Annotated in this window: 25 protein-coding genes and 1 tRNA gene; 7 read left to right on the top strand and 19 right to left on the bottom strand. The window is 64.9% G+C overall.

Annotation, left to right across the window (positions count from 1 at the left end):
* Positions 1-75 precede the first annotated feature (75 nt).
* From AC1DCF_RS06285 to AC1DCF_RS06260, 6 genes are all read right to left on the bottom strand, one after another.
* A complete protein-coding gene (locus tag AC1DCF_RS06285; RefSeq protein ID WP_477210283.1) occupies positions 76-1008 on the bottom strand; it encodes a TIM barrel protein in 933 nt (310 codons plus the stop codon).
* Complete coding sequence (locus tag AC1DCF_RS06280; protein WP_477210282.1) at positions 1005-2177, bottom strand: Gfo/Idh/MocA family protein; 1173 nt, start codon at positions 2175-2177, stop codon at positions 1005-1007. The genes AC1DCF_RS06285 and AC1DCF_RS06280 overlap by 4 nt, the downstream gene beginning before the upstream one ends.
* A gap of 28 nt (positions 2178-2205) precedes the next feature.
* Positions 2206-2997, bottom strand: a complete 792-nt coding sequence (locus AC1DCF_RS06275) for a 6-phosphogluconolactonase (protein WP_477210281.1) — start codon at positions 2995-2997, stop codon at positions 2206-2208.
* Positions 2998-3000: 3 nt separating this feature from the next.
* Positions 3001-3831 (bottom strand): carbohydrate ABC transporter permease, encoded by an 831-nt coding sequence (locus AC1DCF_RS06270; RefSeq protein ID WP_477210280.1) that lies wholly within the window; start codon positions 3829-3831, stop codon positions 3001-3003.
* Between the two features lie 2 nt (positions 3832-3833).
* Entirely contained in the window at positions 3834-4712 is an 879-nt protein-coding gene (locus AC1DCF_RS06265; RefSeq protein ID WP_477210279.1) for a carbohydrate ABC transporter permease, read from the bottom strand.
* A gap of 73 nt (positions 4713-4785) precedes the next feature.
* Positions 4786-6147, bottom strand: coding sequence for an ABC transporter substrate-binding protein (locus AC1DCF_RS06260; protein ID WP_477210278.1), 1362 nt, complete (start codon positions 6145-6147; stop codon positions 4786-4788).
* A 156-nt stretch (positions 6148-6303) separates the two neighbouring features.
* Between AC1DCF_RS06260 and AC1DCF_RS06255 the strand changes: the two genes are divergently transcribed.
* From AC1DCF_RS06255 to AC1DCF_RS06240, 4 genes are read left to right on the top strand one after another with little or no spacing between them, the layout of a single operon-like run.
* Positions 6304-7038 carry a GntR family transcriptional regulator gene (locus AC1DCF_RS06255; RefSeq protein ID WP_477210277.1) on the top strand — a complete coding sequence of 245 codons (735 nt, stop codon included), beginning with the start codon at positions 6304-6306 and terminating at the stop codon, positions 7036-7038.
* Between the two features lie 60 nt (positions 7039-7098).
* A complete protein-coding gene (locus AC1DCF_RS06250; RefSeq protein WP_477210276.1) occupies positions 7099-7971 on the top strand; it encodes a cupin domain-containing protein in 873 nt (290 codons plus the stop codon).
* Entirely contained in the window at positions 7968-8876 is a 909-nt protein-coding gene (locus tag AC1DCF_RS06245) for an ROK family protein (protein WP_477210275.1), read from the top strand. The genes AC1DCF_RS06250 and AC1DCF_RS06245 overlap by 4 nt, the downstream gene beginning before the upstream one ends.
* A gap of 22 nt (positions 8877-8898) precedes the next feature.
* Positions 8899-9741 carry an EamA family transporter gene (locus AC1DCF_RS06240; protein ID WP_477210274.1) on the top strand — a complete coding sequence of 281 codons (843 nt, stop codon included), beginning with the start codon at positions 8899-8901 and terminating at the stop codon, positions 9739-9741.
* Here the strand turns inward: AC1DCF_RS06240 and AC1DCF_RS06235 are convergent.
* The 5 genes from AC1DCF_RS06235 to iolC all read right to left on the bottom strand — a co-directional run bounded on the left by AC1DCF_RS06235 (position 9738) and on the right by iolC (position 15313).
* A complete protein-coding gene (locus AC1DCF_RS06235) occupies positions 9738-10499 on the bottom strand; it encodes a GntR family transcriptional regulator (protein WP_477210273.1) in 762 nt (253 codons plus the stop codon). The genes AC1DCF_RS06240 and AC1DCF_RS06235 overlap by 4 nt on opposite strands.
* A gap of 69 nt (positions 10500-10568) precedes the next feature.
* Positions 10569-12467, bottom strand: a complete 1899-nt coding sequence (iolD, locus tag AC1DCF_RS06230) for a 3D-(3,5/4)-trihydroxycyclohexane-1,2-dione acylhydrolase (decyclizing) (RefSeq protein WP_477210272.1) — start codon at positions 12465-12467, stop codon at positions 10569-10571.
* Positions 12464-13384, bottom strand: coding sequence for a 5-deoxy-glucuronate isomerase (gene iolB / locus AC1DCF_RS06225; RefSeq protein ID WP_477210271.1), 921 nt, complete (start codon positions 13382-13384; stop codon positions 12464-12466). The genes iolD and iolB overlap by 4 nt, the downstream gene beginning before the upstream one ends.
* A 44-nt stretch (positions 13385-13428) precedes the next feature.
* The gene (locus AC1DCF_RS06220) at positions 13429-14346 is read right to left on the bottom strand and encodes a Cgl0159 family (beta/alpha)8-fold protein (protein WP_477210270.1); all 918 of its coding nucleotides are present in this window, start codon (positions 14344-14346) and stop codon (positions 13429-13431) included.
* On the bottom strand, positions 14339-15313 hold the full coding sequence (gene iolC / locus AC1DCF_RS06215; protein ID WP_477210269.1) for a 5-dehydro-2-deoxygluconokinase: 975 nt from the start codon (positions 15311-15313) through the stop codon (positions 14339-14341). The genes AC1DCF_RS06220 and iolC overlap by 8 nt, the downstream gene beginning before the upstream one ends.
* A 158-nt stretch (positions 15314-15471) precedes the next feature.
* On the opposite strand from iolC, the gene AC1DCF_RS06210 reads away from it, so the two are divergent.
* Positions 15472-15642 carry a hypothetical protein gene (locus AC1DCF_RS06210; RefSeq protein WP_441789493.1) on the top strand — a complete coding sequence of 57 codons (171 nt, stop codon included), beginning with the start codon at positions 15472-15474 and terminating at the stop codon, positions 15640-15642.
* Positions 15643-15686: 44 nt separating this feature from the next.
* Here the strand turns inward: AC1DCF_RS06210 and AC1DCF_RS06205 are convergent, their stop codons facing one another.
* From AC1DCF_RS06205 to AC1DCF_RS06180, 6 genes are all read right to left on the bottom strand, one after another.
* Positions 15687-17342 carry an MFS transporter gene (locus AC1DCF_RS06205; RefSeq protein WP_477210268.1) on the bottom strand — a complete coding sequence of 552 codons (1656 nt, stop codon included), beginning with the start codon at positions 17340-17342 and terminating at the stop codon, positions 15687-15689.
* Between the two features lie 50 nt (positions 17343-17392).
* Positions 17393-18043, bottom strand: coding sequence for a GNAT family N-acetyltransferase (locus AC1DCF_RS06200; protein WP_477210267.1), 651 nt, complete (start codon positions 18041-18043; stop codon positions 17393-17395).
* Positions 18044-18196: 153 nt separating this feature from the next.
* Complete coding sequence (locus AC1DCF_RS06195) at positions 18197-19879, bottom strand: MFS transporter (RefSeq protein ID WP_477210266.1); 1683 nt, start codon at positions 19877-19879, stop codon at positions 18197-18199.
* Between the two features lie 186 nt (positions 19880-20065).
* Positions 20066-20138, bottom strand: a tRNA-Arg gene (locus tag AC1DCF_RS06190).
* A 52-nt stretch (positions 20139-20190) separates the two neighbouring features.
* Positions 20191-20574 carry an MmcQ/YjbR family DNA-binding protein gene (locus AC1DCF_RS06185; protein WP_477210265.1) on the bottom strand — a complete coding sequence of 128 codons (384 nt, stop codon included), beginning with the start codon at positions 20572-20574 and terminating at the stop codon, positions 20191-20193.
* Between the two features lie 9 nt (positions 20575-20583).
* On the bottom strand, positions 20584-21987 hold the full coding sequence (locus tag AC1DCF_RS06180; protein ID WP_477210264.1) for an MFS transporter: 1404 nt from the start codon (positions 21985-21987) through the stop codon (positions 20584-20586).
* A gap of 194 nt (positions 21988-22181) precedes the next feature.
* Between AC1DCF_RS06180 and AC1DCF_RS06175 the strand changes: the two genes are divergently transcribed.
* Entirely contained in the window at positions 22182-22871 is a 690-nt protein-coding gene (locus AC1DCF_RS06175; protein ID WP_477210548.1) for a flavodoxin family protein, read from the top strand.
* A 165-nt stretch (positions 22872-23036) separates the two neighbouring features.
* A complete protein-coding gene (locus AC1DCF_RS06170; RefSeq protein ID WP_477210263.1) occupies positions 23037-24620 on the top strand; it encodes a carboxylesterase/lipase family protein in 1584 nt (527 codons plus the stop codon).
* Positions 24621-24768: 148 nt separating this feature from the next.
* Here AC1DCF_RS06170 and AC1DCF_RS06165 read toward each other — a convergent pair whose 3' ends face one another.
* Positions 24769-25164, bottom strand: a complete 396-nt coding sequence (locus AC1DCF_RS06165; protein ID WP_441789485.1) for a RidA family protein — start codon at positions 25162-25164, stop codon at positions 24769-24771.
* Between the two features lie 220 nt (positions 25165-25384).
* On the bottom strand, positions 25385-26014 hold the full coding sequence (locus AC1DCF_RS06160; protein WP_477210262.1) for a TetR/AcrR family transcriptional regulator: 630 nt from the start codon (positions 26012-26014) through the stop codon (positions 25385-25387).
* Positions 26015-26042: the final 28 nt, after the last annotated feature.

Raw genomic sequence — 26042 nt, 5'->3', positions numbered from 1 at the left:
CCCAGCGTGGCACGGCAAGCTGATGAGACAAAAAGGAGGGCGTCCCCGATGGGGACGCCCTCCTGAGGGTGATTGTCAGGAAACGCGCGCGAGGGCGCCCGACAGCCACGACACGTTGTGCCGCTGGTCAGCAACCGCTTCTGCCCAGGTCTCCGGCGTGACTGCCGCGCGATCTTGTTCGATCACGAGCCAGCCGTCATAGCCCTGCGCCACCAACTCGGCCAGAAAGCCGTCGAGATCGACGTCGCCGTCACCGAGCCGACAGGCCAGCTCGTTCCACCAGGGGTGGTCCGCCGACAAACCGTTGGCCTGTGCGTCGTCAAAGACCGACAGTGTGACGTCCTTAACGTGAACGTGATTGACCCGCGAACCATGCGCGCGCAGATATTCGAGCGGCTCCGCTCCACCGATCTGAAAATGGCCGGTGTCGAGACAGAGCGACAGGTCCGTCGTGGCGAGCAAACGGTCGATCTCCGATGCCTTTTCGACATAGGTCCCGAAATGCGGGTGGAATGTGACGCCGACTCCCGCCGCTTCGGCCAGGCCCGCGGCGATGTTCAACCGTGTCACCGCGAGCTCCCACGCGACGTCATCGAGACGCGGCTCGGGCCCCCGGAACGGGTTCGCGATAAGGCTCTCATCACCCTCGTCGGCCAGGACCGCCAGGGTGTTCGGGTTGCCGGAGGCGACGAGTTCTGCGAGGGTGGCCCGAAGCTGGTCGAGGTCGCGTTCGAAAACCTCTTCCGTCTCGGCCAGGTGTAGCGGCACGTAGGCCGCAAGTGGCTGCACTGCGGCGGCGGCGAACATCGGGTCGATCCCGTCGAGCGGGCCGAAGAATCCGGGAGGCCCGAGCTCGCTTCCGTGGTGCCCGGTCTCCGCGATGACCGCGACGAGCTCGGCCGGGGTCACCTCGAGGCGGATGTCACCGAAGACTCCGAAGCTGATCGGAGCAGCGGCGATGCGGGTAGCGAGCGTGGACTTGACCTCGTCAACGGTGCGCGGCGTCATCGTCCCGTGCCGCCCTCTGCGGCTTCGCCGCCAATGGTCGCGCCGTAGCGAGCTGCTAGTGCGGCCGTGATGGCCTGCAGTCCGGCATTGTCCCAGCCCGCTCCCGCTGCGGTCGACAACACAGGTGCACCGGTCGTGATCGAGTCGTGGAATGCGATCAGTTCGTGCACGAAACCGGTACGGAACTCGCTCACAATGCGGTTCGTGGATCGCTCGTCACCCGAGTTGCTCTCGACGACGAGCTCGGCACGGGCATCGCGCAGGTAGGGGCCAGGCATCCGCAGCGTGATGCGTCCGGCAGAGCCGAGGATCGTGATCTCCTCGCCGTATTCGGGGTAGTCGGGCAGCCAGTTCCACGAGACGATGAGCTGGGTGTCGCCGAGCGTTCCGATGGCCTGCATCTGCGGGGGCGCGGTAAGCTTCTGACCCAGGGTCACCTCGCCGAGTTGTGCGTAGTCGATGGCGAACTCCGGCTCTCCGAAGAGCGCACGCAATACCGCCATCTCATGCACGGTAGAACCTTGGAAGACATCGCTGTAGATGGAGCGGAAGGGTTCCTCTACCTCGCCGACGGCGTCGGTCAGTCGCTCGTCTTCATAGGCGATCGCATCGGCGATCTTCGAGATGTCGGCATCGGCGAATCGCTGGTACCGCTGGTGGGCGTACTGGGGGTCGTCGTCGGGGTGCATCACGGTGACGCGCACGAGCCGGACGGTGCCGATGCGCTCGATCTCGGCCCGCGCCCGCGCCATGATCGGGTCGAAGAACTTCATGTACGCGACCTGCAGAACCCGCTCGTTGGCTTCGGCCAGCGCGGTCAGCTCAACGGTTTCTGCGATGGTGTGCGAGAACGGCTTCTCAGCGAGCACATGCTTGCCTGCCGCGAGTGCCTGCCGAGTGAGGAACGCATGGGTGCCCGGCGTGAGGATGAGGACGGCATCGACGTTGGGGTCGGCGAATAATTCCGCTGTGTCGCTGGAGAGGCGCGGGGCGACGCCGTTACTGAGACCCCACTCTGCTCCGACCGTCGCGGCCAAGCTGGGCGAGAGGTCGCACAGGTGGGTCACATCGAACAGTTCGCGGAGCGTGTTCAGGTTCTGCAGGTGCACGGCCTGGGCGATCAAGCCGAGGCCGATGACGCCGAGCCGGACGCGGGGAGTTTCTGTCACTGTCGTGCCTTTCGAGAGGTGTGGTTCGTTACTGCTGGGTGCCGGCGGCGAGATGGTCTGCGTAGATACTTGAGTTCGTACCGAGCACGACGACAGTCGCCGGCCAAGTCTCGTCGTACCCGTTGGCCGCGGTGATTCGTTGGAACGCGACAGCCTTGTGCTCACCGAGGATGAGCATGACCATGCGGCGGGATTGCTCCGCAATGGTGCGGATGCCGACGGTCACGCCGTAGAGGGGAACCTCCTCGATCGAGGCGAACTGGGGGAAAGTACCCAGGTTGTCGTGTCGCGTCGTGTCGGGAAGCTTGACCACTCGGGTGCGCGATTCCTCGGCGCTGCCGGGAGGGTTGAACGCAACGTGGCCGTCGGATTCGCCGGTGGCCAGGATGAAAAGGTCGATTCCGCCAGCCTCGGTCAGCCGTGCCTCGTAGGTCTCGGGTTCGGCCGGGCTCGGAACCCAGAGGTTCTCGGCGGGTATCTGGCTGGCGGGTGCTGAAGCGTTCAGAACCCCGAGGATCTCGATCCGGCCGAAACGCACGCAGCTGTTGTGCAGGTCGGACTCGACGGCGGCAAAGCCGTCTGCGGTGTCTACCGCGTACTCGTCCATCATGGCGATCACGACGTGGTCGAGTTCGAGGCCGCGTTCTGCGATTACTTCGGCCAGGGCGTTGTAGACAGGACGCGGTGTGCGGCCGCCCGGGCAGCCGAGCACATAGCGACGGCCGTTGTCACGCGCATCCTGAATGCCATCGGCAATCTCGAGCGCCAACGTGCGACCGAGCGCATCCGCGTTATCGATGAGAAGGGGAGGGTTCTGCATGGGTTACTCCTTGACTCCGCCGCTCAGCATTCCGCTGATGAACCGACGTTGGAAAAATATGTACGCGATGAGCACGGGAAGTGCGACGAGAACTGCCGCAGCGGCCGTCACCGCCGGATCGTTGGTGCGGCGATTGCCGGCAAAGAAAGACAGGGCGAGCGGCGCGGTCTGGGCGTCAGCGTTGTCGGGGATCAACACGAGGGCGAGGAGGAACTCGTTCCAGGTGAAGAGAAAGAGAAGCGTCGCCAGCGTCATGATGGCCGGCATGATCAGCGGAACCGTGATTGACGTCATGGTGCGGATACGACCCGCCCCGTCGATCGCAGCGGCCTCAGCGAGCGAGGGCGGTGCGGAGGCAAACGCGGTGCGGAGCCACAGAATCGCCAGCGAGAGTGACAACCCGATCTGCGGCAGGATCAGGGCGACCCAGCTGTTCAGCAGGTTCCAGTCTTTGAACATCTCATAGAGCGGAACGATCATCGCTTCGTAGGGCATGACCAGGCCGACGAGCATGACCGCAGCGAGTACACCGAAGATCAAGCCCTTCGAGTTCGCGAACGCGTAGGCGGCCGGGATTGCCAGGACGATCGTTCCGACCACGACCGCGATCGAGACGACTGCGCTTGATCCGAGGGCCGTCGAGAAGTGACCGTCTGTCCAGGCTTTCGTGAAGTTTCCGAAATTGAAACTGGTCGGGATACTGAACCCCGTCGGCCGGTTTCCCGGTTCGCTCAGCGCAAGGCTCAGAATCGAGAGAAACGGATAGAGGGCGATGAGCGTTCCCACAATGAGAACCACGTAGGCGAGCCATTTCTCGCGCGATCGTTCAACCACGATTAGTCCCTTTCCCGCATCGTCGCGACGACGATTCCGGTGACGCCGAGAATCAACAGCGTGAGCAGCACGCCGATCGCCGCGGAGTATCCGATCTCTCGCGTCACGAAAGCCGCCTGATAGATGAAAACGCTCGGCACTTTGGTGCTATCGCCCGGCCCGCCCGACGTGGTGTTCCAGACGATGTCGAAATTACGCAGCGCCACGGTGACCGTGAAGATCATCGCGAACATGATCTCGCCACGGAGGGCCGGCAACGTGACCGCGAAGAACTCGCGGATGGGGCCGGCGCCGTCGATGCGGGCTGCCTCATAGGTTTCTCGCGAGATCTTCTGCACGCCGGCGATGAAGAGCACCATGCACAGCCCGTACATCACCCAGGTGCCGATGAGGCCGACCGCGGGAAGCGCGGTCTGGAAGTCGCCGAGCCAGGCCCTGGCCAGGTCGCCGAAGCCGAGCATCGTGAGGATCGAGTTGAGCGGGCCGTTCAGATCGTAGATCCAGCGCCAGGCGACGGCGACGACGACCGTGGAGAGGATCTGCGGCACGAACAGTGCCGCTCTGAAGAAGGTGAGCCCCCAGACCTGTGTGCGGGCGAAGATGCCGGCGAACAGGAGGCCAATGAAGATCGGAAGGAGGGCATAGAAGAAGAAAAAGACGAGCGAGTGGCCGAGCGCCTGAAGGATCTTCGGGTCGGTGAGGGCCCTGACATAGTTGTCGAGTCCGACGAGCTGCGCCGCAGTGACACCGTTCCAGTCGTAGAACGAGATCTGCACCGTCTTCACCAGAGGTGAGAGCACGAAGACGCTATAGAAAGCGAAGGCAGGCGCTATGAAGAGATAGGCCCATGTGTAGCGGCGCAGATGTTGTCTAATGCGCATCGAGTTGTCCTCACCAGGGTTAGGTTGCGGTGGGCGGCCGAGGCCGCCCACCGCCGATCGAGCAGGTGTGCGGCTACTTGGCCTGGAAAGCGGCCCAGTTGTCCTGGATCGCCGTGACGAACTGCTCCGGGGTCTTCTGACCGGCCATCAGTTCCTGCAATCCGGAGCCGAAAACGTCGTACATATCGTCCGTCGCCCAGTCGAGGAATGCGGTCTGGCCGTTTTCGCCCAGCAACTTGCCGGCAGCCTTGAAGTCGTCATTCATCAGAGGGTTCGTCGACGTCGCGGCTGGGTTGGCGATCGGGACACGGTTCTGGTCGGCGAGCGACTGTCCGTAGTCCTGCGCGTGCAAGTCCCCGACGAAGGCGATGGCCGCGAGCGAAGCGGCCGACTTGGAGCTGACGTGCCAGCCCATTCCCGAGGCTCCGGTGCTCACGAGCTTGCCGGTGTCACCGGTCAGGTTGCTGAACCCGAAGTTGCCGTTGGTGGCGGAGATCTGCTGAGCCAGCCAGTCGCCACCGATAAAGTAGGCGCCACCGCCCTGGGCGAAACGGTTCGCCGCGTCATCCATCGATACGCCGTTGAACCCTTCTGCGATATAACCCGCGTTCGCCCAATCGACAAGCGTCTGAGCGGCTTGGGTGTTGCAGTCGTTGGCGAATGTCGTTCCGCTCACGCCGGCAACCCAGTCGTTCACATCGCTGGCAGCCTGGCAGCGGCCGGCGAGGGACCCCATCAGGTGCATGGCGGCCTGCTTGTCCGAATTGCCGAAAACGATCGGGGTGACTCCGGCAGCCTTCAGCACGGGGAGGCTGGCGGCCATCTCCTCAAAGCTGGTCGGGACGGCGACCCCGGCCTGGGCGAGCAGATCCTTGTTCTCAAAGACACCGATGTACTGAGTGACCGGCGAGTTTGCGTAGAGCGTGCCTGCTCCCCACTTGGTTCCCTCATCGTTCCAACGGAACTGGTCGAGGGAGTACTTCGAGTAGGTCTTGTCCCAGCCGTAGGCCGCGGCAACGTCGTCAAGCGGGCGGATCAGTTTGGCCTGAACAAGCATGCCGTCGACCGCGTATCCCTGGTTCCCCTGGGCGAGGTCGGGGGCATCGTTGGAGTTCATGGCATTGACGACCGTCTTCACCAGGTCGTCAAAGCTCTTGATGGTGACCTTGACCGTGACGTTCGGGTACTTCTTCTCAAACTGAGGAACGAAGTCCGCGAGGGTTGCCTCCTCACCGGAATCCGCCCACAGCTTCAGGGTGACGTCACCGAGTTTTGCTACCTCGGCCGGGGTCACCGGAGCATCGATGGTCACGATGTTCGCTGCGGGAGCGTCACCGGCCGCACCACCGGGCGGGGTACAACCGGCCAAGAGCGCGGTGACGCCAAGTGCGGCGGCGGCAACGGCCCAGTTCTTCTTGCGCTTTAGGATCTGCATCTTTGCTGACCTTCCAAGAGGTGTTCGCACATCGGCGAGTTTATATGTCCTGACAAGCTAGCATAGATCAGTTGATCCAGTGGAGCGATCCTATAAACCAGTAGCGACATTCTGGTTTATTGCACGTTGCTTTGGTCTAAGTGGTATGTTCATCCCGTGACCATTGAAGACAGTTCGAGCAGCCCCGCCGTCGCGCTTGCCCGCCACTCGTTGGCCGAAGCCATCCGACGCGGCGTCTACCCTCCGTCGTCTCGCCTTCCCGGTGAACGAGAACTCGCGGCCCAGGTCGGCGTCAGCCGAACCACGCTGCGGCATGCTCTTGTTCAGCTCGCCGACGACGGCGTCGTTCAGTCGTCGGCGCAGCGCGGTTGGTTCGTCACGTCTCGGATGCTGAGTGAACCACCCAGCGTTCTCCAGAGCTTCACTGAAATGGCGCGGGCCCGCGGGCTCAATCCGATCACCGACGTCCTCAGTCAGCTCGTGCGCCCTTCGACCTTCGAAGAGGCCGCCCGCCTGGGGATTGCGCCGTCTTCCCGGGTTCTTGAGCTCCGGCGGCGTCGCAGCCTCGGCGACGTACCAGTGTGCGTGGACACGAACATCATCGCGATCGGCGTTGACGAACTCGGCGCCATCGATTTCACCAACGCGTCGCTGTACGAAACCCTGAAAGAGGTGTGCGGGATCACCGTGGCTCGGTGCGCGTACACCGTTCAGGCCATCGCCGCGTCCGGCGAGCTGGTCGGGCTGCTCGATATCGCAGAAGGCTCCCCGGTTCTCTCTGGCCAAGAAACAACATTTGCCCTCGACGGCTCGGCGATCTCAACCGGCACCACGATCTACCGCGGCGATGCCTACCGTTTCCAAGCCGACCTCTTCACCCCATTGGCCTGACCCCTCCGCCTCAGCCCGACTTCCACATCTGACCATCGACCTTTCAAAGGAGCACAGTTCGTGCGCAGATCCACCCCTCGTCCGAGTTATAACCGCGCGCCCGCGTTCATCAGAAACGCCGAAGCCCGTCATCACTTCTGGGGCGACCCCGAAGCCGGGTCCGTCAGCGACCGTGTCTTTCTCTCGACCGATTCTCTCCACGTTCTCGAGTATCAGCTGGCACCCGGCAATTCATTTCGGCACAGCCCGCTGAATCCGACAGTCTTCGCTGCCGACGTGGTCTACATCGTCGTCGAGGGCCGTCTTGTCCTGACCAACCCGGAAACCGGCGAGGTACTTCCGTTGGCGACCGGCGAAGCGGTGCTCTTCCGCCGCGACACCTGGCACCACGGCTTCAACCCGTCGCCCACCGAGAGCGTGCGAGTGCTCGAGTTTCTGTCGCCCCCACCCTCGCGCGGCACGGCCTCCGACTATGCCCGCGTTCAGCCGTACCTCGAAACCTCGCGCTACAGCGATGACCGTTGGGCCGGTCGGTGGCCGGAGCAGCGTGAGGCGCAGCAGGCCGCTCGCACTCTGCTTCCGATCACCGAGAGAGACTATCTGTGGTCGTTCGCCGAAGACTCGGTCAGCCACCTCGTCGGCACACTGGCCGACACTCCATACCTGCGTGTAGTGCGTGGCACGGTCAACCCGGGCGGACTTGAGAGCTTCCGACCCGTCGAGAACGAGAGCGCCCTCTATTGCACCGCCGGCCGGCTCTGGGTCGACATCTGCGATGAGGCCGGTGAGACCTTCACTGTCGGCACACTCAATGTCGGAGACGTCGCGTATCTCCCGGCCGGCTGCCGGGCACGCATGATGGTCCGCGACAGCGAGCCTGCCGAATACTTCCTTGGCGCTGGCCCGCTCATGCCCGAAGGCTGGACCCCATGACCGCTGCCGTCCTCGCCCTCGACATCGGAGGCACGAAGGCGCTTGGCGGGCTGATCACTCCGGCGGGCGAGGTGCTGTGCACAATCGAGCGCTCTACCGGTGGCGCTCCCGGATCCATCGATCCCGGGCTCCGCACGGTGCGCACGGTGACCGAAGAATTGGTCAGGGCCGCAACAGACCGAGACGTCACGGTGCTCGCCGTCGGCGCCGGTTTTCCCGAGTATGTGAGCGGCGGGCTGATCCGCAGCCGGGATGTCCTCGCCTGGGACCAGCAACCGGCCGGCCTCTTCGCTGAACTCCTCGCCGTGTCTGTGCCCGTCACGATTGAATCGGACGTGCGTTGCGGCGCCGTGGCCGAGGCCGTTCTCGGCGCCGGTCGCGGGTTCGACCGAGTCGCCTATGTGTCGTGGGGAACTGGATTGTCCTGGTCTCTTGTGGAACGCGGCGTTGCAGTCGCCGGCCGTCGAGGCGAGGCGATCGGCTTCGGTGAATTCGGAGTTTCAGCCCGCATCGACCCCACCTGGACGGCGAACTTGGAGAAGTTCGCGTCGGGCAAGGGCATTGCCATGCGTTACTCGGAGCGCTCAGGCAACACCGTCGAGGAGACCCGAGAGGTGCTCGCCCTGGCCGAAGCCGGTGACCCAGTGGCCGCCGACGTGCTCGACACCGCCGCACGGGCACTCGGCGAGGCGCTGTCTTGGACGACGGCATTGCTTGACCCCGACGTCATCGTCTTCGGCGGGGGTATCGGCGTATCAGACTCAACGCTGCGTGCGCGCGCCGAGTCGGGGTACGCCACCGCGGAGTCCACGCGTCCGGATGCTCCAGCGATCGCGCGGGGTGAGCTCGGCATTCATTCTGGGCTGCTTGGCGCTGCGCTCTCGACCGGGATGCTCGACCGGTGAGCGCCACAGCAGGCGGAGCACGATGCTGACCATCGGGCTCGCCCTCCTCTCCAGTGTCTTCTTCGGACTCTCGGACTTCATTGGGGGCACTCTGAGCCGCAGCGTCAGCGCCTTTCGTGTGCTGCTTGTCGCGCAGGTGGTGGCGACAATCGCCCTGCTTCCGAGCGGGGTGAGTGCGGTGTCCCAGCAGATCCCACTGGATGCCTTGCTGTGGGGCATCACGGCTGGTGTTGCCAATGCCATTGCCTTATCGGCGCTCTACACAGCGCTGGCCCGCGGCACGATGGGCGTGGTCGCACCCATCTCTGCGGCGAGTGTCGTCGTGCCGGTGCTGGCCGGCCTCCTTGCCGGTGAAACGGTCGGAATCGTCGCGGGCCTCGGCCTTGCCGTGCTGATCGTGGGCACCGTGCTGGCGGCTGGGCCAGAAGGAAGCGGTCGCCAGGGTTCCCGGGACGGTCGCACTGCGGTCATTCTGTCGGTTGTCGCCGCGGTCGCTTTTGGTCTTGCGATCCTTGCCCTGGCCAGGGGTAGCGCTGCGTCCGTTCCGGGCACCCTGCTCATCAGCAATGCTGTTTCATGCGCATTGTTCATCGGAATCGCCCTGGTTCGGAGAACTCGCCTCGTGCTGAGGGGGCGCATCCTCATCGGCGCGATTGCCGTCGGCCTTCTCAGCGTCGGTGCGAACTGGCTATTTGCGACGGCCTCGAGCTTCGGCGAGATCGTGGTCGTCTCGGTGCTGGCGTCGCTGTATCCCGTGGTGACGGTTCTGCTTGCTCGCCAGATTCACCACGAACGCTTGAAGCCGGTGCAATGGTGGGGCGTCGCTGCCGTGTTCGCTGGCATCGCCGCAGTCGTCGCGAGCTAGCGATCGACCAGGGTCACCACGAACGAGTAGAGATCCGGGCGGTAGCAGTGCTGCCCGAACTCAACCGCACGCCCCGAATTGTCATAGGCCGTGCGCTCCATCGTGAGAACCGGCCCCGACGGATTGATGTCGAGCAGCTCGCTCTCCTCGGCGGTTGCGGTGCGGGCGCCGATGCGTTCACGGGCCACTCTCATCGTCGTGCCACGGGCGCGGAGCACCTGATAGAGACCGAACTGGGTGAGCTCGCTCGTGCTGAGATCAATGAAATCACCCGGGAGGTAGTTTTCGAGCACAGCGAGGGGCATGTCGTCGGAGCTGCGCAACCGGCGCAGGTGTAGCAGCGGCGAGCCTTCAGCAATTGACAGACGTTCGGCCATCGTCGCATCCGCTGGCACGACCTCCGAGAGGAGCAGGGCGGTCGAGGGATGCCGCCCCAAGCGCGCCAAGTCTTCGTGCAGACTCGTGAGTTCGACCTGACGCGCGACCTCTCCATGCACGACCTGAGTGCCGATGCCGCGCCGGCGCACCAAGAGTCCCTTGTCGACCACATCTTGAATCGCTCGCCGAATAGTGGGTCTAGAAAGCCCCAGCCGCTCGCCGAGCGCGACCTCGTTCTCCAGCCGCGAACCGGCAGGAAGAGTTCCATTCCGGATCGCATCCTCAATCCGGGTGGCCACCTGGTAGTAGAGAGGAATCGGACCTGAACGATCAATATCCATGAAAAGTTCTGACGGAAGGGTTCTCTCGCCTTGACCCATTGGTCTGCTCCTACATCCGATACGTCGGCGTCGTCGCCATATGTGTTGACATTAGCATTTTCGAGCGCCTCAGCCCAGCAATGGCCGCTGCGCCGTGCGCTTGTCCTCATACTCGGCCCTCGCTCGCTGGGTCGATTCCATCGTCGACACTTCGGCGATCGGCACGTCCCACCAGCCGTTGCCCGACGGGGCGAAAAGGAGAGGGTCGCTATTGATATGGATGAGGGTAGGACCGTCTGACGCTTTGGCTCGAGCCACAGCTGTCGACAGCTCAGCGATGACGCCTATCGAGGGCTCGACCCGGATCACGCTGACCCCCAGGCTCTCGGCGTTCAGGGCGAGGTCAACCGGAAGCGGTTCGCCTCGCTCGAATCCGTTGCGTTCCTCATCACGGAATCGGTACTTTGTGCCGTATCGCTGGGAACCGACGGTGTCACTGAGCGCGCCGATCGATGCGAATCCGTGGTTCTGGATGAGCACGACGATGAGCTTGATCTGCTCGGCAACGGCCGTCACGAGTTCGGTGTGCATCATGAGGTAGGAGCCGTCGCCGACCATGACGATGACATCACGATCGGGGGCGCCACGGCGCACACCGAGGCCCCCCGCGATCTCGTAGCCCATGCAGGAGTAGGCGTACTCGACGTGGTAGCCGAGGTCGTCCCGAACCCGCCACAGCTTGTGCAGGTCGCCCGGCAGCGAACCCGCTGCGCACACGACGACATCCCGGGGATCAGATGCCTCGTTGACCGCGCCGATGATCTCGGACTGTGCCGGCAGCGGTCGCCCGCTCGGGCGGAACGCCGCATCGACGATGCCGTTCCATTCTGCTTTGCCGCGCGCGACGCGAGCTTCGTACTCCGCTGAGGTGCGAAAGTCGCCGACCGCGCTCGCCAGCGCGTCAAGGGCCTCCCGCGCGTCAGCCACCATGGCGACCGTTGCGCCGTGTTTCACCGCGTCGAAGGAGGCGATATTGATGTTGATGAACGTCACGTCGGGGTCTTGGAATGCACTGCGTGAGGCGGTCGTGAAGTCGCTGTATCGGGTACCGATCCCGATGATCAGGTCCGCCTCGGCAGCGAACCGGTTTGCCACCGTCGTGCCGGTGGAGCCGACCGCGCCGAGGGAGAAGTCGTGATCCCACGGAAGCGACCCGACACCCGCCTGCGAGGTCCCGACGGCAATGCCGGTCTGCTCAACGAACCGCGCGAGCGCGGCAGCGGCATCCGAATAAATGACGCCACCGCCGGCGACAATCATCGGGCGCCGGGACCGACGAATCGCCTCAGCGGCCCGGGCGAGAACCAGGCGTTCCGGCACGGGCCGACGGATGTGCCACTCACGGTCGGCCAGGAACTCGACGGGCACATCAATCGCCTCGGCCTGCACGTCTTCGGGGAGCGACAGTGTGACTGCCCCGGATTCGACGGGGTCGGTGAGCACGCGCATTGCCGACAACGCAGCCGAGTAGAGCTGCTCCGGACGGTTGACCCGATCGAAGAAGCGTGAGAGTGGCTTGAACGCGTCGTTAACCGACATGCTTCCGTCATGCGGCAACTCAAGTTGCTGCAGAACGGGATCGCTCACGCGCGTTGCAAAAGTGTCGGAGGGCAGCAGGAGCACCGGGAGACGGTTCGTGGTCGCCAAGGCGGCTCCGGTGAGCATGTTTGTCGCGCCGGGCCCGACCGAAGCGGTGCAGGCGTATGTGGCGCGGCGCCGGTGCATACGAGCAAACCCAACGGCCTCATGCACCATGGCCTGCTCATTCCGCGCCTGGTGATAGGGCATGAGGAGCGGATCTTCGAGGGAAGCCTGCTTGAGCGCCTGACCGACGCCGGCGACGTTTCCGTGCCCGAAAATCCCGAACATGCCAGGGATCGTGCGCTCGCGAATATCCCCGTCGACGGTCCATTGGTGGGCGAGGAACTCGACGAGTGCCTGGCCAACTGTCATTCTGCGCGTCGTCATCGACGGTGTCCTTTCGGCGATGGAGTGTAAGGAAGACGTGGGTCGAGTTGCTGGTCAGCCCAGCTCTCACGGATCCAAGAGTGTGCTGGATCATCGGTGATATTCCAGACGCGTTCCTCGTCGGGACCCGCCATCACGTTGAGGTAGTACAGATCGTATCCAGGCGCTGCGACTGCCGGACCGTGGTAGCCGAACGGCACGAGCGCGATGTCTCCGGTTCGGACGATTGCGTTGGTGTCGATGGCCCCTGCATCCGAGCTGTACGTACTGAACAGTCCGAATGGATCGGCAACGGCCGGCGCCTCTCGGCCTCGCGTGACGGAAGCCTCGAAATAGTAGATTTCTTCCAGGCGCGACTCTTCGCCGTCGACGTGGGTGTCATGCTTGTGCGCCGGGTAGGACGACCAGTTCTCGGCCGGAGTGATCACCTCACAGACGATGAGTTTGGCCGCATCGAGGGTGCCCGGGATTCCGAAGTTATGCACCTGGCGACTTGAGCGTCCGGCGCCGCGCAATTCGACCGGGACGGCTCCACGCTCAATTTTTTGCGCTGGCCGGCGGATCTCGGTCGGCGCAGAGGCGATGGCGATACGACCGGTGCCGCGCACGGTCGCCGACGAACCCGCACCGAGGTAGTACACATCCGTCGGCCCGTCAAACACGGATGAACGACCGGCCAGGTCGACGAAGACTGGCTCATCGCCCGCTGCGATTGACTCCACCTGAAATGAGCCGGAGAGCGGGACAAACACTCGTTCGATGTCGCCCGCTTCAAGGGTCAGCTCGTCGCCGTGCTCCAATGCGCCCACGCGGATGCCGGTGTGCCGCCATTCGTCGATGCCCGCGTCGACAACGGATTCCCATCCCGGCTGCTCCAGGGAACCCCGGGCAAAGAACCACTCGTTGGCGCGCTGCATCGGTACCCAGCTTTTCTACGTCGTTTGTGAATTGGAATTGTGGCTTAGGCCGGGTGAACGAGGCTTGCGGCCGTGTCAACGGCCGCGGCGACGTCGCCGTCCGTTGGGTAGAGCAGGGTCCGTCCGACGACGAGGCCCTGCACGCCGGGCAGCGCGAGGGCGTGCTCCCAGGCTGCGTAGACCTCGTCGGGGCTGCCTGCCGGGTCGCCTCCCAAAAGCAGCGTCGGCAGCGTCGTGGCCTGCATGACGCGCTCCATGTCTTTCACCACCGGAAGTTTTAGCCACGAGTAAGCCGAGCTGGCACCCAGACCTGCGACGATGGCGATCGAGTTGATCACCGCATCCGTGCTCAGGTCGTTGCGGATGCGACCGTCGACCCAGTCGCTCATGAACGGCTCGATCATGAGCGGCAATTGGGCCCCGGCAGCTTCTGTCACCACGCGCGCGGTGGCCTCGACTGTGCGCGAGGTCGCCGGATCGCTGAGATTGATTCGAAGGAGGAGCTTGCCGAAGTCCAGCCGCGACCGAAGGATCGAGTCGACTCCGTACGCTGTGTAGCGGTCATCCATCTCGAAGGTCGCGCCACTCAGGCCACCACGGTTCATCGAACCGACCGCGATTTTGCCTTCGAGTAGCCCGAGAGCGGCCAAGTCGTCGATGATGTCGGGGGTTCCCAGAACTCCGTCAACGCCCGGACGCGACAGCGCGGTGGCCAACCGCTGCAACAGGTCGTACCGGCTGGCCATCGCCATCGCGTCACCGCGCACACCGAGCGCGCCGCGGGCCGGATGGTCTGCGGCGATGATGAAGAGTCGTCCATCGCCGCCGCGGAGCGACCGGCGGCGGCGCGAAGCGAGAATCTCGGCGATCGACTCGGGCTCGTTCGCCCGCATGAGGCGAAGGCGAGCGAAGTCTGCCTCGGACAGCTCAGTGCCGGGCTGCGTCAGGATGATCTCAGACATGAGCACCCGCTTGTGCCGCCAGCGCGTCGCTGACCTCCTCGGTCGAAGGCATCGCCGTCGAGCATTCAAGTCGAGAGGCAACGATCGCTCCGGCGACGTTTGCGAAACGGATGGTTCGCTCAAGCGGCCAATCGTTGAGCAAGCCATAGCAGAGCGCTCCCCCGAACCCATCTCCGGCACCCAGTCCGTTCACGACGTCGACTGGATATGGCGCGACTTCGACAGACTCATGTCGCGTCTTCGCGAGCACACCGCGTGGCCCCTGCTTCACGACGGCCAGCTCGATTCCCCGATCGAGCAGCGCGTCGGCGGCGCGGTGCGGGTCGACTTCACCGACGGCGATCTCGCATTCGTCTCGGTTGCCCACTGCTACCGTGACCTGGCTGAGCGCACGGTCGACTTCGGCGCTGGCAAGCTCCGGTGATTCCCAGAACATCGGACGGTAGTCCAGGTCGAGCACCGTGAGCGGTGTGCGTCCGCGTGCAGCCCACGCTGCGTGGTGTGCCGACCGACTCGGCTCCTGGGACAGACCGGTGACGGTCGACCAGAAGATATGTGCCTCCCGGATGGCGTCGAAGTCGAGCTCGTCGGCGTTGATCACGAGATCCGGGGCGATTGGGGCGCGATAGAAGTAGAGCGGAAAGTCATCGGGCGGAAAAAGCTCACAGAAGGTCACCGGCGTGCTCAAACCGGCGACGGGGCTGACGAAACTGTCGTCGACGCCGAGGCGGCGAAGTTCCTTGTGCACGAAACGGCCGAACGGGTCGTTGCCGGTGCGCGTGATGACCGCTGTATGCAGGTCGTGCCTCGCGGCCGCAATCGCCACGTTCGTGGCACTGCCGCCGAGGAACTTGCCGAAGGTCTCGACGTCTTCGAGGCCGACGCCGCTCTGAAGCGGGTAGATGTCGACTCCGACCCGGCCGATGGTGAGCACATCGAGGGGGCCTGCAGGGGTGGGTCCGGTCATACTTCGCTGTATCGCTTTCTTCCCAACGGATAGTGAATGCCACGATACACGAAACAGCTTACTTTGTCAGGACATATTCACATCAGGCAAGGCGCTCCGTTGTATGTGTTCCACCGTGGCACACCGAGGTGAACCCTGGGTGAGACTAGGCTGCGGCCATGTCCAGCCCATCGATTCTGCTCATTGCCCTGTTTTGGCTCATCGTGGCAGCCCTCGGCTTCTGGGTTTCCTGGCTCGTGATCAGGTCGGCAGTTCTGTCGGCCTTGCGCACGTTCGCGCGCAGCTCCCAAGCCGACCGACCGGCGGATGCCGAGCGCGGCAAGACCTAGAACCCGAGGAGCACCGGCTCCGAGCTCCGAGCTCCGAGACCGTGTCAGTTCTCGGCGTTGGCCGGCGCGGTCTCGCGGGCAACGGCCCAGACCCGCCAGGCGCCGAGGAGCCCGAGCGCCAGGAATACGACGGCGACGAGCATTGCGGCCCGGGTCCCATCGCTGAATCCATCGGCGAGCGCCTGTACGACGTGGTCGGTGTCAGCGCCGAACGGGCTTGCCGAACCCTGCTGACGCAGGATCTCGATCGTGGTGCCTGCACTCTGCCGGGTCTCCGCGGCGACCTTGTCGGCTGCCGTCCCGGTCAAGCCGCTCTGTGCAAGCGCATTCGGCAGCGTCACGGCCAACGCAACAGAGAGTGCTGCCCCCGAAAAGGCGGTGCCGAGAGCGCTGCCGAGCTGGCGCACGGTGCTCTGCGTGGCCGACCCCTGGCCCGACTGCTTCGGCGGGACATCCCGCAGCACCGTACTGGTCAGTTGCGCCGAGGCGAGGCCCAGCCCGAGGCCGTAGATCACGAGGATCGCCGCGAGCAGCCACGGCGAACTCGAGGCCGAGATGACGAACACCAGGATGATGATTCCGGCCATCTCGAGGAAGAGCCCGAGCAGCACGACCCCCGGCGCGCCGAAGCGTGCCGCGAGATGGCGCGCGGATGCGCCGGACAGGAAGGCGCCGATGGCCATCGCCGCCAGGATGAGGCCGGCAGCCATCACGTCGAGGCCGAGAACGTTCATCAGGTAGAGCGGCAGCACAAAGATGATCGCGAACTCGCCGACGGCCACCGTTCCGGCGGTCAGGTTGCCCCAGGAGAAGGTCGGCAGACGGAACAAGGTCAGGTCCAGGATGGCCGAGCGGCCATTCCGACCCCGGTGGCGCTCCCACAAAATGAAGAGGGTCAGCAAGACGATACCGAGCAGCAGCGAGACCGGCACGATAGAGATCGGCGCGCTCTGCGGCCAGGTCACGCCGGCGACCGTGAAGTCCATCGTGGGCGTCCACCAGCCCAGGTTCGGCCCCTCAATGATGCCGAAGACCAACGCGCCGAATCCGAGGCCGCTGAGCAGGGCGCCGTCGACGTCGAGCCCTGGTCGGTTGTCACCGCCGCGCGTTTCCTCGACCCACATCAGCGTTGCGATGATGACGACGATGCCGATCGGGATGTTGACGAGGAAGATCCACTGCCACGATGCGTATTGCGTCAGCGCGCCACCGGCGAGTGGGCCGACCGCGGCCGCCCCCGAGATCACGGCGCCCCACACGCCGAACGCTGCGGCCCGATACCGTCCGCGGAAGGTAGCGTTCACGGTGGACAGGGTTGCCGGCATGATCAGCGCGGCCCCGACTGCTTGCACGACGCGCGCCCAGATCAGCGGTGCGGCTGCCACCGAGAGTGCCGCCAGGATGCTTCCAACCAGGAAGATGGCGAGGCCGAGCAGCAGCATCCGTCGCCGCCCCAGGCGATCGGAGAGGCGGCCGGACGAGAGCAGCAAGGCGGCCAGAACCACCGCGTAGATGCTGTTGACCCACTGTGCATCGGTGAGGTCGAGGTTGAGGTCACGGATGATTGTCGGCAGCGCGACACCGACGATCGTGCCATCGAGCACGATCATGCCGAGTGCGGTGGACAGTGCGGCGAGGCCGAGCCATGCGCGCCGGGTGGGTGGTGCTGTTTCGTCCGATTCGGTCTCGGCGCTCGTCATGTGATTACCCCTCTGTCTCAACCAAGTCTGGCCTCGGGCACAGGCCCACGTCACCCCCCGAAAGTTTGACTGTCGCGTTGCGTCGTGGGGGCTGGGGCCGCAGTTGAGGCACGCGGCACGCGCGACATCACCGTCAGTCCGGCGGCGATACCCTCGTGAATCTCGTAGTCGGCTTCGAAGCCGTAGCGCTCATACAACCGGCGGCTCCCCGGCGATGTTGCGGAGAGCGAGGCAAGATCGCCCCGTTCGTCGACCGTCGCCAGGCGGTGTTCCAACAGCGCGCTACCGACGCCGCGGCCCTGCGCAGCGGGATCAATGCCGATATCGACCAGGTGCCAGTGCGGTGCTGCCGGATGATGTGGGGCCACAGCTGCCTCGTAGCCGTGAACCGCGCGCAATCCCCGCCGCCCCATCCGCAGCCACACCTGCGGCAGTTCGATGGAGGCCCTGACCGGATGCGCCCGGTGCGTCGGCGGTTCCCAGATAGCGACGCCGAGCACTGACCCGTCATCGTCTGAAAGCGCGACATCGACGTTCTCGAGGCCCGTGTAGCGGAGGCTCCACCGAAAGAATCCAGCGATTCGCGCAGCGCGATTGCGCGCATCGAGCGGGATCATCTGCGCCACGATCGAATCGCCGGCAAAAGCCGCCGCGAGCACCGTCGCTGCCTCGTGCAGGCGGGAGGGGGTGAGAGCGGTCACGCGCACTGGAACTCCTTCGTTGCAGTTTGTGAAAGGCCGTTGGGAAGTGCAGCGCCGCCAGCACCGACTTCTACCTCACGATGAAGAAACGTACCGTATGCGCATCACGACCGGGCTGCAGCTCGCACGACGGTTTCGCGCACGGAAGCACCGTCAGCCGCGAGCGCCTACCGCTGGCGCCGGCACCGCGACGGGGACCGGCGTTTCGGCCCGCGCCACTGCCCAGACCCTCCAGGCGCCGAGCAGACCGAGCGCCAGGAACACCACCGCCACGAGCATGGCGGCCCGGGTGCCATCGCTGAACCCCTCGGCCAACGCCTGCACCGCCCGACCGGTGTCGGCGCCGAACGGGCTTGCGGAACCTTGCTGACGCAGGATCTCGATCGTTGACCCTGCGCTCTGCCGTGTCTCCGATGCGAGGCGGTCGACGGCCTCGCCACTCAGGCCGTTTCGAGCGAGCGCGTTCGGCAGCGTCACCGCCAGCGCGATGGAGAGGGCGGCGCCCGAAAAAGCGGTTCCCAGCGCGGTTCCCACCTGTCGCACCGTGCTCTGCGTCGCCGACCCCTGACCCGATTGCTCTCGCGGGACATCCCGCAACACGGTGCTGGTCAGTTGCGCCGAGGCCAGCCCCAGCCCGAGGCCGTAAAGCGCGAGAATCGCAGCGAGTACCCATCCCGAGCTCGTCGATGAGACGAACAAGACCAGCACGATCGCGCCGACCAACTCGACGGACAACCCGAGGAGCACAACGCCCGGCGCACCAAGTCGCGCAGCAAGATGCCGAGCGGATGCGCCGGAAACGAATGCACCGATGGCCATCGCCGCCAAGATCAGGCCGGCGCTCATCACATCGAGCCCGAGCACATTGACCAGGTAGAGCGGCAGCGCAAAGATGATCGCGAACTCTCCCATGGCCACGGTCGCAGCGGTCACGTTGCCCCAGGCGAAGGTCGGCAGACGGAAGAGCCTGAGGTCGAGGAGCGCCGAGCGGCCGTTGCGCCCCCGGTGCCGCTCCCACAGGATGAAAAGCGTCAGCGCCACGATTGAGATCAGCAGCAGCACCGGAATGATGGAGATCGGCGCGCTCTCCGGCCAGGTCAGTCCGAAGAGCTCAAAGTCTTTCTTCGGCATCCACCAGCCGAGATCCGGCCCTTCGATGACGGCAAAGACGAGCGCGCCGAAACCGATTCCGCTGAGCAGCGCACCGTCGACGTCGGCACCCGGTCGGTGGTCGCCGCCTTTCGTCTCTCGCACCCACAGGAGTGTTGCGACGACGACGGTGATGCCGAGCGGCACGTTGACGAGAAAGATCCATTGCCACGATGCGTACTGCGTGAGTGCGCCGCCGGCGAGCGGCCCGATCGCGGCCGCCCCCGAGATCACCGCGCCCCACACGCCGAACGCGGCGGCCCGATACTTCCCACGGAAGGTTGCGTTCACGCTCGACAGAGTTCCGGGCAGGATCAGCGCAGCACCGACCGCCTGCACGACGCGCGCCGCGATGAGCGGTGCGGCAGTCACCGCCATCGCCGCGAAGATGCTTCCACCGATGAAGATGACCAGGCCCGCCAGCAGCATCCGTCGCCGCCCCCAGCGATCGGCCAGGTGTCCCGCCGAGAGCAGCAGTGCAGCGAGCACGACCGCGTAGAGACTGTTGACCCACTGCGCGTCAGTCAAGCTGAGCTTCAGGTCACGGATGATGGCCGGCAGCGCGACACTGACGATCGTGCCGTCGAGAACAATCATTCCGAGCGCAGTGGACAGAGCGGCCAGACCGAGCCAGTCGCCGCGGGTTGGTCGTGCGGATTCCTGCAAATCGATTGTGCCAGTGCTCATCAGGGCCGCCTCTCTATCAAGGAGAGTTTTGCCGACGGCGGTGGAGACTACATCGCCCGAAAGTTTGAGGCGAGATTTTGGCCGATCCTCGACACCACGCGTCGGCCCAGGCCCCTGGACAATGAACAGGCCACAAGCTCGCGATTAAAACAGAAAAGCCTCGTCATTGACGAGGCTTTTCTACTGTGCGCCCGGAGGGATTCGAACCCCCAACCTTCTGATCCGTAGTCAGATGCTCTATCCGTTGAGCTACGGGCGCAGTATTGCTTCTCCGTTCGGAACGCTCGGAGGCAACTCGAAAACTATACCAGTTATCTGGAGGACCTCGTGCCAAGGAGTGCCACCTGGCGCTTCAGAGCGACCTGTCGATACGACGTTTCGACCAATTCGGCGAGCTCAACCCAGTCCGTTTTCGGCGGATCTATGCCGATCGCGAGCCATCCACTGGCTCCGGCATAGGGCGGGATGAAAAAACGTGCATCTTCGATCAGGGCGCGTCGCTCCTCCGGATCAGACTTGAAAACGAGGGAGTGCCACCGCTCCGGGCTCGTGCCGATCACAGCGAAAATCTTTCCGACCCGGAAGGAGGGCCGACCCCAGGACGGCAGTTCGACGGCCTCCGGAAAACGCAGACAGATCTCGCGCACCCGCTGCACGATCGGGTCGCCGGGTTCGAAGACCTCCGGATGCTCCATGTCGGAATCCTAACTCGACACCGGATCGACGGGAGGCGTGAGCGCGTCGGGCGCCGCGGCATCCGTCTTCGCGCGCGGTGTGCGGATGCCGGCCCACGACACGACGCCGCCGGCAAACATGAGAAGGGCAACGACACCCATCGCCCGTTGGAAACCGGCGACGTCGAGCGTCTCGCCGATGATGGTTCCGGTCATGGCGATGGCAATCAAACCGGCGACACGCGCGACGGCGTTGTTGATGGCCGATCCGATGCCGGCCTGGCTCGAACTGATCGCGCTCAGCACGGCGGCGGTCAGCGGAGCGACGGTGATGGCCAGCCCCATCCCGAGCAACACATTTCCGGGCACGACCTGCAGCCAGAAATCGATCGGCGGCACAGCGGTGGTCAGGAGGAGAAACCCAGCTCCGGCGACGAACGGGCCGATGGTCATGAACAGGCGGGGGCCATGTTTGGCGGCCAACGACCCGAACACTGTGGCGAAGATCAGCATCATGATGGTGGCCGGAATGCTCGCGAGCCCCGCAGCGGTGGCGGAGTAGCCGCCAACCTCCTGCAGGTAGAGCACGAGCACGAACGGGCCGAGGCTGAGCGCGGCATAGATGCCGACGGTCGCCAGGTTTCCCACCCAGAAGTTGCGCACCCGAAAGAGCCCGAGCGGCATCATCGGATGCGCCGCGCGAGCCTCCCACCAGAGGAACACCGCAAACGAAATCAGCCCGATCACCAGGGGCAGATACACCTGCGGGCTGTCCCAGCCGTACCGTCCCTGCTCGATCAACGCGTAGACCGGGCCGCCCAGTCCGACCACCGCCAGGCACGCGCCCAACACGTCGATCGGTGGGGCCGGCGTCGTGCGCACTGGATCGGTGATTTTGGCCAGGAGGATCAGGGTCACAGCGATCGGCAGTACGTTGATCGCGAAAATCCAACGCCAACTGAGGGTGTCGACGAGTATCCCGCCGAGCAGTGGCCCGGCGATTCCCGCGATGCCGGTCAGGGCCGTCCAAGCCCCGATCGCCTTGCCGCGGGCGACCCCGGTGAAGTTCGACGTGATCAGGGCGAGTGAACTCGGCACAAGCAGCGCCGCCGCCACTCCCTGCAGGATGCGGGCGATCACGAGCACAACGCCCGTCGGCGCCAGCGCACAGGCCAGCGACATGATGCCGAACCAAATCAGTCCGGCCCGCATCACCCGTACCCGCCCGAAGGTGTCGGAGAGCGAGCCCGCGATCAGGATGAGCGCACTCAAGCTGAGCAAATAGCCGTCGACTACCCACTGCTGCAACGGCAGGCCGCCGCCCAATTCATCTTCGATCGCCGGCAGGGCGACGTTGATGATCGATGCGTCGAGGAAGGCAACAAACGAGGCGAGGATGGCGACGGTCAGTATCCGACGCTGGAGAGGAGTCACCCGCCTAGTTAACTCTCCCGCCCGACTGAGCAGAAGAGCCACCGAGGGGAGCCTTCCCCAGAAATGCCCGGTCGATCAAGCCTCTAGCCAGTGTTCGGCGCCGGTGCTTAGCTTGCGTCATGAGCACCGCCGGCCCCACCCCGAACGAATTCAACCCGCACAGCTTCGACCCGGGCAATTTCGACTATTCGGGAATGCGCGCCGTCTTCATCAATTGCACGCTCAAACGCACTCCCGAGATCAGCAACACCCAGGGCATCATCAATCTGAGTGCAGCCCTGATGCAAACTCAGGGCGTGCAGGTCGACGTGATCCGTGCCATCGATCACGACATCGCGACCGGCGTCTACCCGGATATGACCGAACACGGTTGGGCGACGGATGAGTGGCCGACACTGTTCGAAACGGTGCAAGCCGCCGACATCCTGGTGCTGGCCGGACCGATCTGGCTCGGCGACAACAGTTCGGTGACCAAACGAATTGTCGAGCGCCTGTACGCGATGTCGGGCATGTTCAACGACGCCGGTCAGTACATCTACTACGGCAAGGTCGGCGGGGCGATCATCACCGGCAACGAAGACGGGGTCAAGCACTGCGCCTCGAATCTGCTCTACAGCCTGCAGCACATCGGCTACACGATTCCGCCCGCCGCCGACGCCGGCTGGATCGGAGCGATTGGACCTGGACCGAGCTACCTCGACCCGGGTTCCGGCGGCCCCGAGAGCGACTTCACCAACCGCAACACTACTTTCATGACCTGGAACCTCATGCACCTGGCCTCGCTCCTGAAAACCAACGGGGGCGTTCCCGCCTACGGAAACCTCCGGCGGGAGTGGGACACCGGCGAGCGCTTCGGCTTCGAACCGAACCCGGAGTACCGGTAGCGCAGGCACACCGTGACACTCGACCCGACCGCACCCCCGACCACGCATTCGCCTGCGCCTTTGACAGGGCCTTCGACAGCGCCCTCAGCGGTGCTGACGCACGAGCCTCCGACACCGCCGACGACATCCGCAGGCCCCTCGGCAAAACATCCACTCGACGTACGGGTGCGCGAAGGAATCGTGCACGGCGTGCGCGAGGGCGGAGTGCTCGCCTGGCGCGGCATTCCCTATGCGGCGCCTCCGGTCGGCCCGCTACGCTTTCGCGCCCCTCAGCCAGCGATTCCGTGGGAGGGCGTGCGCAACGCGTCCCGCTACGGCAACGTCGCAGCCCAGTTGCACCGCGGCCAGTTCAAGGGTGTCGACCCCCGGGTGCCTTCCGGGGAGGACTGCCTGACCATCAACGTGTTGTCGGCTGTGGTCACCGGTCGGCGCAAACGCCTCGGGTTGCCGGTGATGGTCAACATTCACGGCGGCGGCTACAGCACCGGCTCGTCCCAGGATTTCTCGGGCCAGGGCGTCAGTTTCGTCTCAAGCGGGCGGGTCGTCTATGTCAGTTTCAACTACCGGCTCGGCCCGCTCGGCTACCTGCATTTCGACCGCTACTCGACCCCGGAACACCCCATTGAGAGCAACCTGGGCCTGCGCGACCAGGTTGCCGCGCTGCAGTGGGTGCGTGACAACATCCGTGCGTTCGGCGGAGACCCGAACAATGTGACGATCTTCGGTGAGTCGGCGGGCGGAAACGCCGTCACCACGCTGATGGCGACCCCGACCGCCGCCGGCCTGTTCGCCCGCGGCATCGCGCAGAGCCCCCCGTCGAATGCGGTCTACTCACGCGAGCTGACCTACTCCTGGGCCGCGGAATTTCTCACCCTATTGCGGGCGAAGATCGCAGCACCCGCGCCGGTCCCGACCACGCTTCCGGGCCGGCTGATTGCCGGCCGGCTGGCGGCCAGCGCACCGGCCACGACGTCGAGCATCGAGCTCTCTGACGGCGAGCTGTTGCTGGCGGCGAGTGTCGAGGACCTGCTGGCCGCCTCGCTCGCCCTGCAAATGCGGGTTCCCGATGACTACCCCGGCACGTTTTGTCTTGCCCCCGTTGTGGATGGGGTCTTTCTACCCGAGCGGCCGCTCGCCGCCTTTCGGGCCGGCCGCGCACACCGGGTGCCGCTGATCATCGGCACCAACGCGCGTGAGGGGTCGGCATTTCGCGGTCGTGTCGAGATTCTTCCGAGCAAGCCGGGGCGCATCCGCCCACTACTTCAGCAGGGTCCTCCCGCGTCTCGCCCGGCGCTCCGCGACGCGTATCCCGGGCTGCCCGCCCCTCGGACGTCGGCGGACTTCGCCGGAGATTCAGCGTTCTGGTTTCCGAGCGTCACCGTCTGCGACTACCACTCACGCTTCGCGCCGGTGCATGCCTATCGGTTCGACGTCGCCCCGCGCCTGATGCGGCTGCTCGGATTTGACGCCACCCACGGAATTGAAATGTTCGCGCTGTTCGACCGGGCGGCATCGGCGGCCTCGCGCACCATGACGGTGCTCGGCGGGCGCGAGCCGTTTCTGCAGGCCGGGGCACGGATGCGACGGTATTGGCTGCGCTTCGCGTGCACGGGCATCGTCGACGCGAGTTGGCCGGTCTACACCGAGGACGCCCGGCTGACCCTGATCATCGACGCCGTCGACCGGGTGGAGTCGGATCCGCGCGGCGAGCGGCGGCGGGCCTGGAAGGCGTTCCTGCCCGATATCTAGGCCGTCGGAGTGGTTGAACGAACATCACCATCTCGTTGGTTTCGAGACGCGGCCGTCGGTTGTTGAGGAGCAGCCGACGCAGGAGGCCGCGTCTCGAAACACGTCGGCTGCTCCTCAACCAACGAAATGGCCGGCAGCACCGGACCCGCTAGGCGCCGAGGATCGCGTCGAGTTCGATCTCGACCAGCAGATCGTCGGCGGCGAGCGCGGCCACCGCAAGGATGACGATCGATGGGCGGATCTCACCGAAGATCTCGCCGTGCACAGCGCCGACGGCGTCGAAGTCGGCGATGTCGGTCAGGTAGACACGGGTGCGCACCACATCGGCGAACGTCGCGCCGGCGGCGGAGAGTGCCGTCTCGATCCGTGCGAAGACCTCGCGGGCCTGCGCTGCGGCATCCGCCCCGCCGACCGGGCCGTCGGGAGAGCCGGCCGTTGTTCCGGAGACGAAGACCTGGTTGCCCACGCGCACGGCGCGCGAATAGCCGAGGAGTGGCTCGTAGGCGGATCCAGATGAAATGTTCTGACGGGTAGACGAGGTCACGGTGCTCCTTGCAAATGGTCGGTCGAGTGCGTCAATTCTGACGGATGCGCGATGCTCCCGGCGCCGCGCACCGCGAGCGGCTGCCCAAAGTGCACCGCGAGCGGCTACCCAAAGTAAGGAGTGGAGGCGTGTCGCGGCGATCGCGGGCTGAGTGCTCCGCGGGTGCGTCGTGGCCGACACACCTCCGCTCCTAATTTTGGCAACCCGGCCAGCTGGTGAACTACGTGGCGTCGGCAGCGGGTGCGGCGGGAGGAGCGGGCAGGCGCGGCGGAGCGGCGATCAAGGCCGCGAGAACCTGCCGCAGCGTGCCCTCGCTGAGCGCCGAGCCGGCCAAATAACGTTCGTAGAGACCGAGGCCGAGCGCTGTGTGCAGAATGGTGCGCGTGTCGGTGTCGGCCGGCAGCTCACCGCGTTCAATCGCGCGCGCAAAAAGCAGATCAGCTGCCGCGTCCCGCCCGTTCAGCACTTCTTCGCGCAAGAACTCCGCAACCTCAGGCTCAAGCATCGCCGTCCAGGCGACCGGGGCGAGCCGTCCGAATTTCAAAAATGAGGGTCCGACGCGCACATGTTCGACCAGATCGTCGAGCAGGTTTCCGTTGTCGATGTTGACGGACCCCGGATATTCGGAGGCGATCGCGACGGCCACCAAATGCGGTTTTGTCCCCCACCGCCGGTAGATGGTGGTCTTCGAGCAGCCGGCCTCCGCGGCAATCGTCTCGATCTCGAGACGCGGATATCCGACTGTACTCAGCTGCTCGAGTACGGCTCGGAACACACGCTCACCGAGAGCGACGTCGATCGGGCGGCCGCGGCGAGAAGTGGCGTTCGGCGCAAGGGGTGGAGTCGACATTGGTGGCAATAATAGCGCCCCCCTTATG

The sequence above is a fragment of the Leifsonia sp. 10L418 genome, assembly GCF_056395445.1.
Note: the sequence above shows the minus strand (reverse complement) of the source record. Positions and strands in the feature narration are given on the sequence as shown.

Excerpts from the sequence above, each read along its gene's own strand:
- iolB (WP_477210271.1), bottom strand. The coding sequence starts at position 13,384 with ATGCAGCGCGCCAACGAGTGGTTCTTTGCCCGGGGTTCCCTGGAGCAG.
- AC1DCF_RS06160 (WP_477210262.1), bottom strand. The coding sequence starts at position 26,014 with ATGTCGACTCCACCCCTTGCGCCGAACGCCACTTCTCGCCGCGGCCGC.
- AC1DCF_RS06210 (WP_441789493.1), top strand. The coding sequence starts at position 15,472 with ATGTCCAGCCCATCGATTCTGCTCATTGCCCTGTTTTGGCTCATCGTG.
- AC1DCF_RS06285 (WP_477210283.1), bottom strand. The coding sequence starts at position 1,008 with ATGACGCCGCGCACCGTTGACGAGGTCAAGTCCACGCTCGCTACCCGC.
- AC1DCF_RS06240 (WP_477210274.1), top strand. The coding sequence starts at position 8,899 with ATGCTGACCATCGGGCTCGCCCTCCTCTCCAGTGTCTTCTTCGGACTC.
- AC1DCF_RS06265 (WP_477210279.1), bottom strand. The coding sequence starts at position 4,712 with ATGCGCATTAGACAACATCTGCGCCGCTACACATGGGCCTATCTCTTC.
- AC1DCF_RS06220 (WP_477210270.1), bottom strand. The coding sequence starts at position 14,346 with ATGTCTGAGATCATCCTGACGCAGCCCGGCACTGAGCTGTCCGAGGCA.
- iolD (WP_477210272.1), bottom strand. The coding sequence starts at position 12,467 with ATGACGACGCGCAGAATGACAGTTGGCCAGGCACTCGTCGAGTTCCTC.
- AC1DCF_RS06260 (WP_477210278.1), bottom strand. The coding sequence starts at position 6,147 with ATGCAGATCCTAAAGCGCAAGAAGAACTGGGCCGTTGCCGCCGCCGCA.
- AC1DCF_RS06185 (WP_477210265.1), bottom strand. The coding sequence starts at position 20,574 with ATGGAGCATCCGGAGGTCTTCGAACCCGGCGACCCGATCGTGCAGCGG.
- AC1DCF_RS06275 (WP_477210281.1), bottom strand. The coding sequence starts at position 2,997 with ATGCAGAACCCTCCCCTTCTCATCGATAACGCGGATGCGCTCGGTCGC.
- iolC (WP_477210269.1), bottom strand. The coding sequence starts at position 15,313 with ATGACCGGACCCACCCCTGCAGGCCCCCTCGATGTGCTCACCATCGGC.
- AC1DCF_RS06175 (WP_477210548.1), top strand. The coding sequence starts at position 22,182 with ATGCGCGCCGTCTTCATCAATTGCACGCTCAAACGCACTCCCGAGATC.
- AC1DCF_RS06195 (WP_477210266.1), bottom strand. The coding sequence starts at position 19,879 with ATGAGCACTGGCACAATCGATTTGCAGGAATCCGCACGACCAACCCGC.
- AC1DCF_RS06235 (WP_477210273.1), bottom strand. The coding sequence starts at position 10,499 with ATGGGTCAAGGCGAGAGAACCCTTCCGTCAGAACTTTTCATGGATATT.
- AC1DCF_RS06205 (WP_477210268.1), bottom strand. The coding sequence starts at position 17,342 with ATGACGAGCGCCGAGACCGAATCGGACGAAACAGCACCACCCACCCGG.
- AC1DCF_RS06245 (WP_477210275.1), top strand. The coding sequence starts at position 7,968 with ATGACCGCTGCCGTCCTCGCCCTCGACATCGGAGGCACGAAGGCGCTT.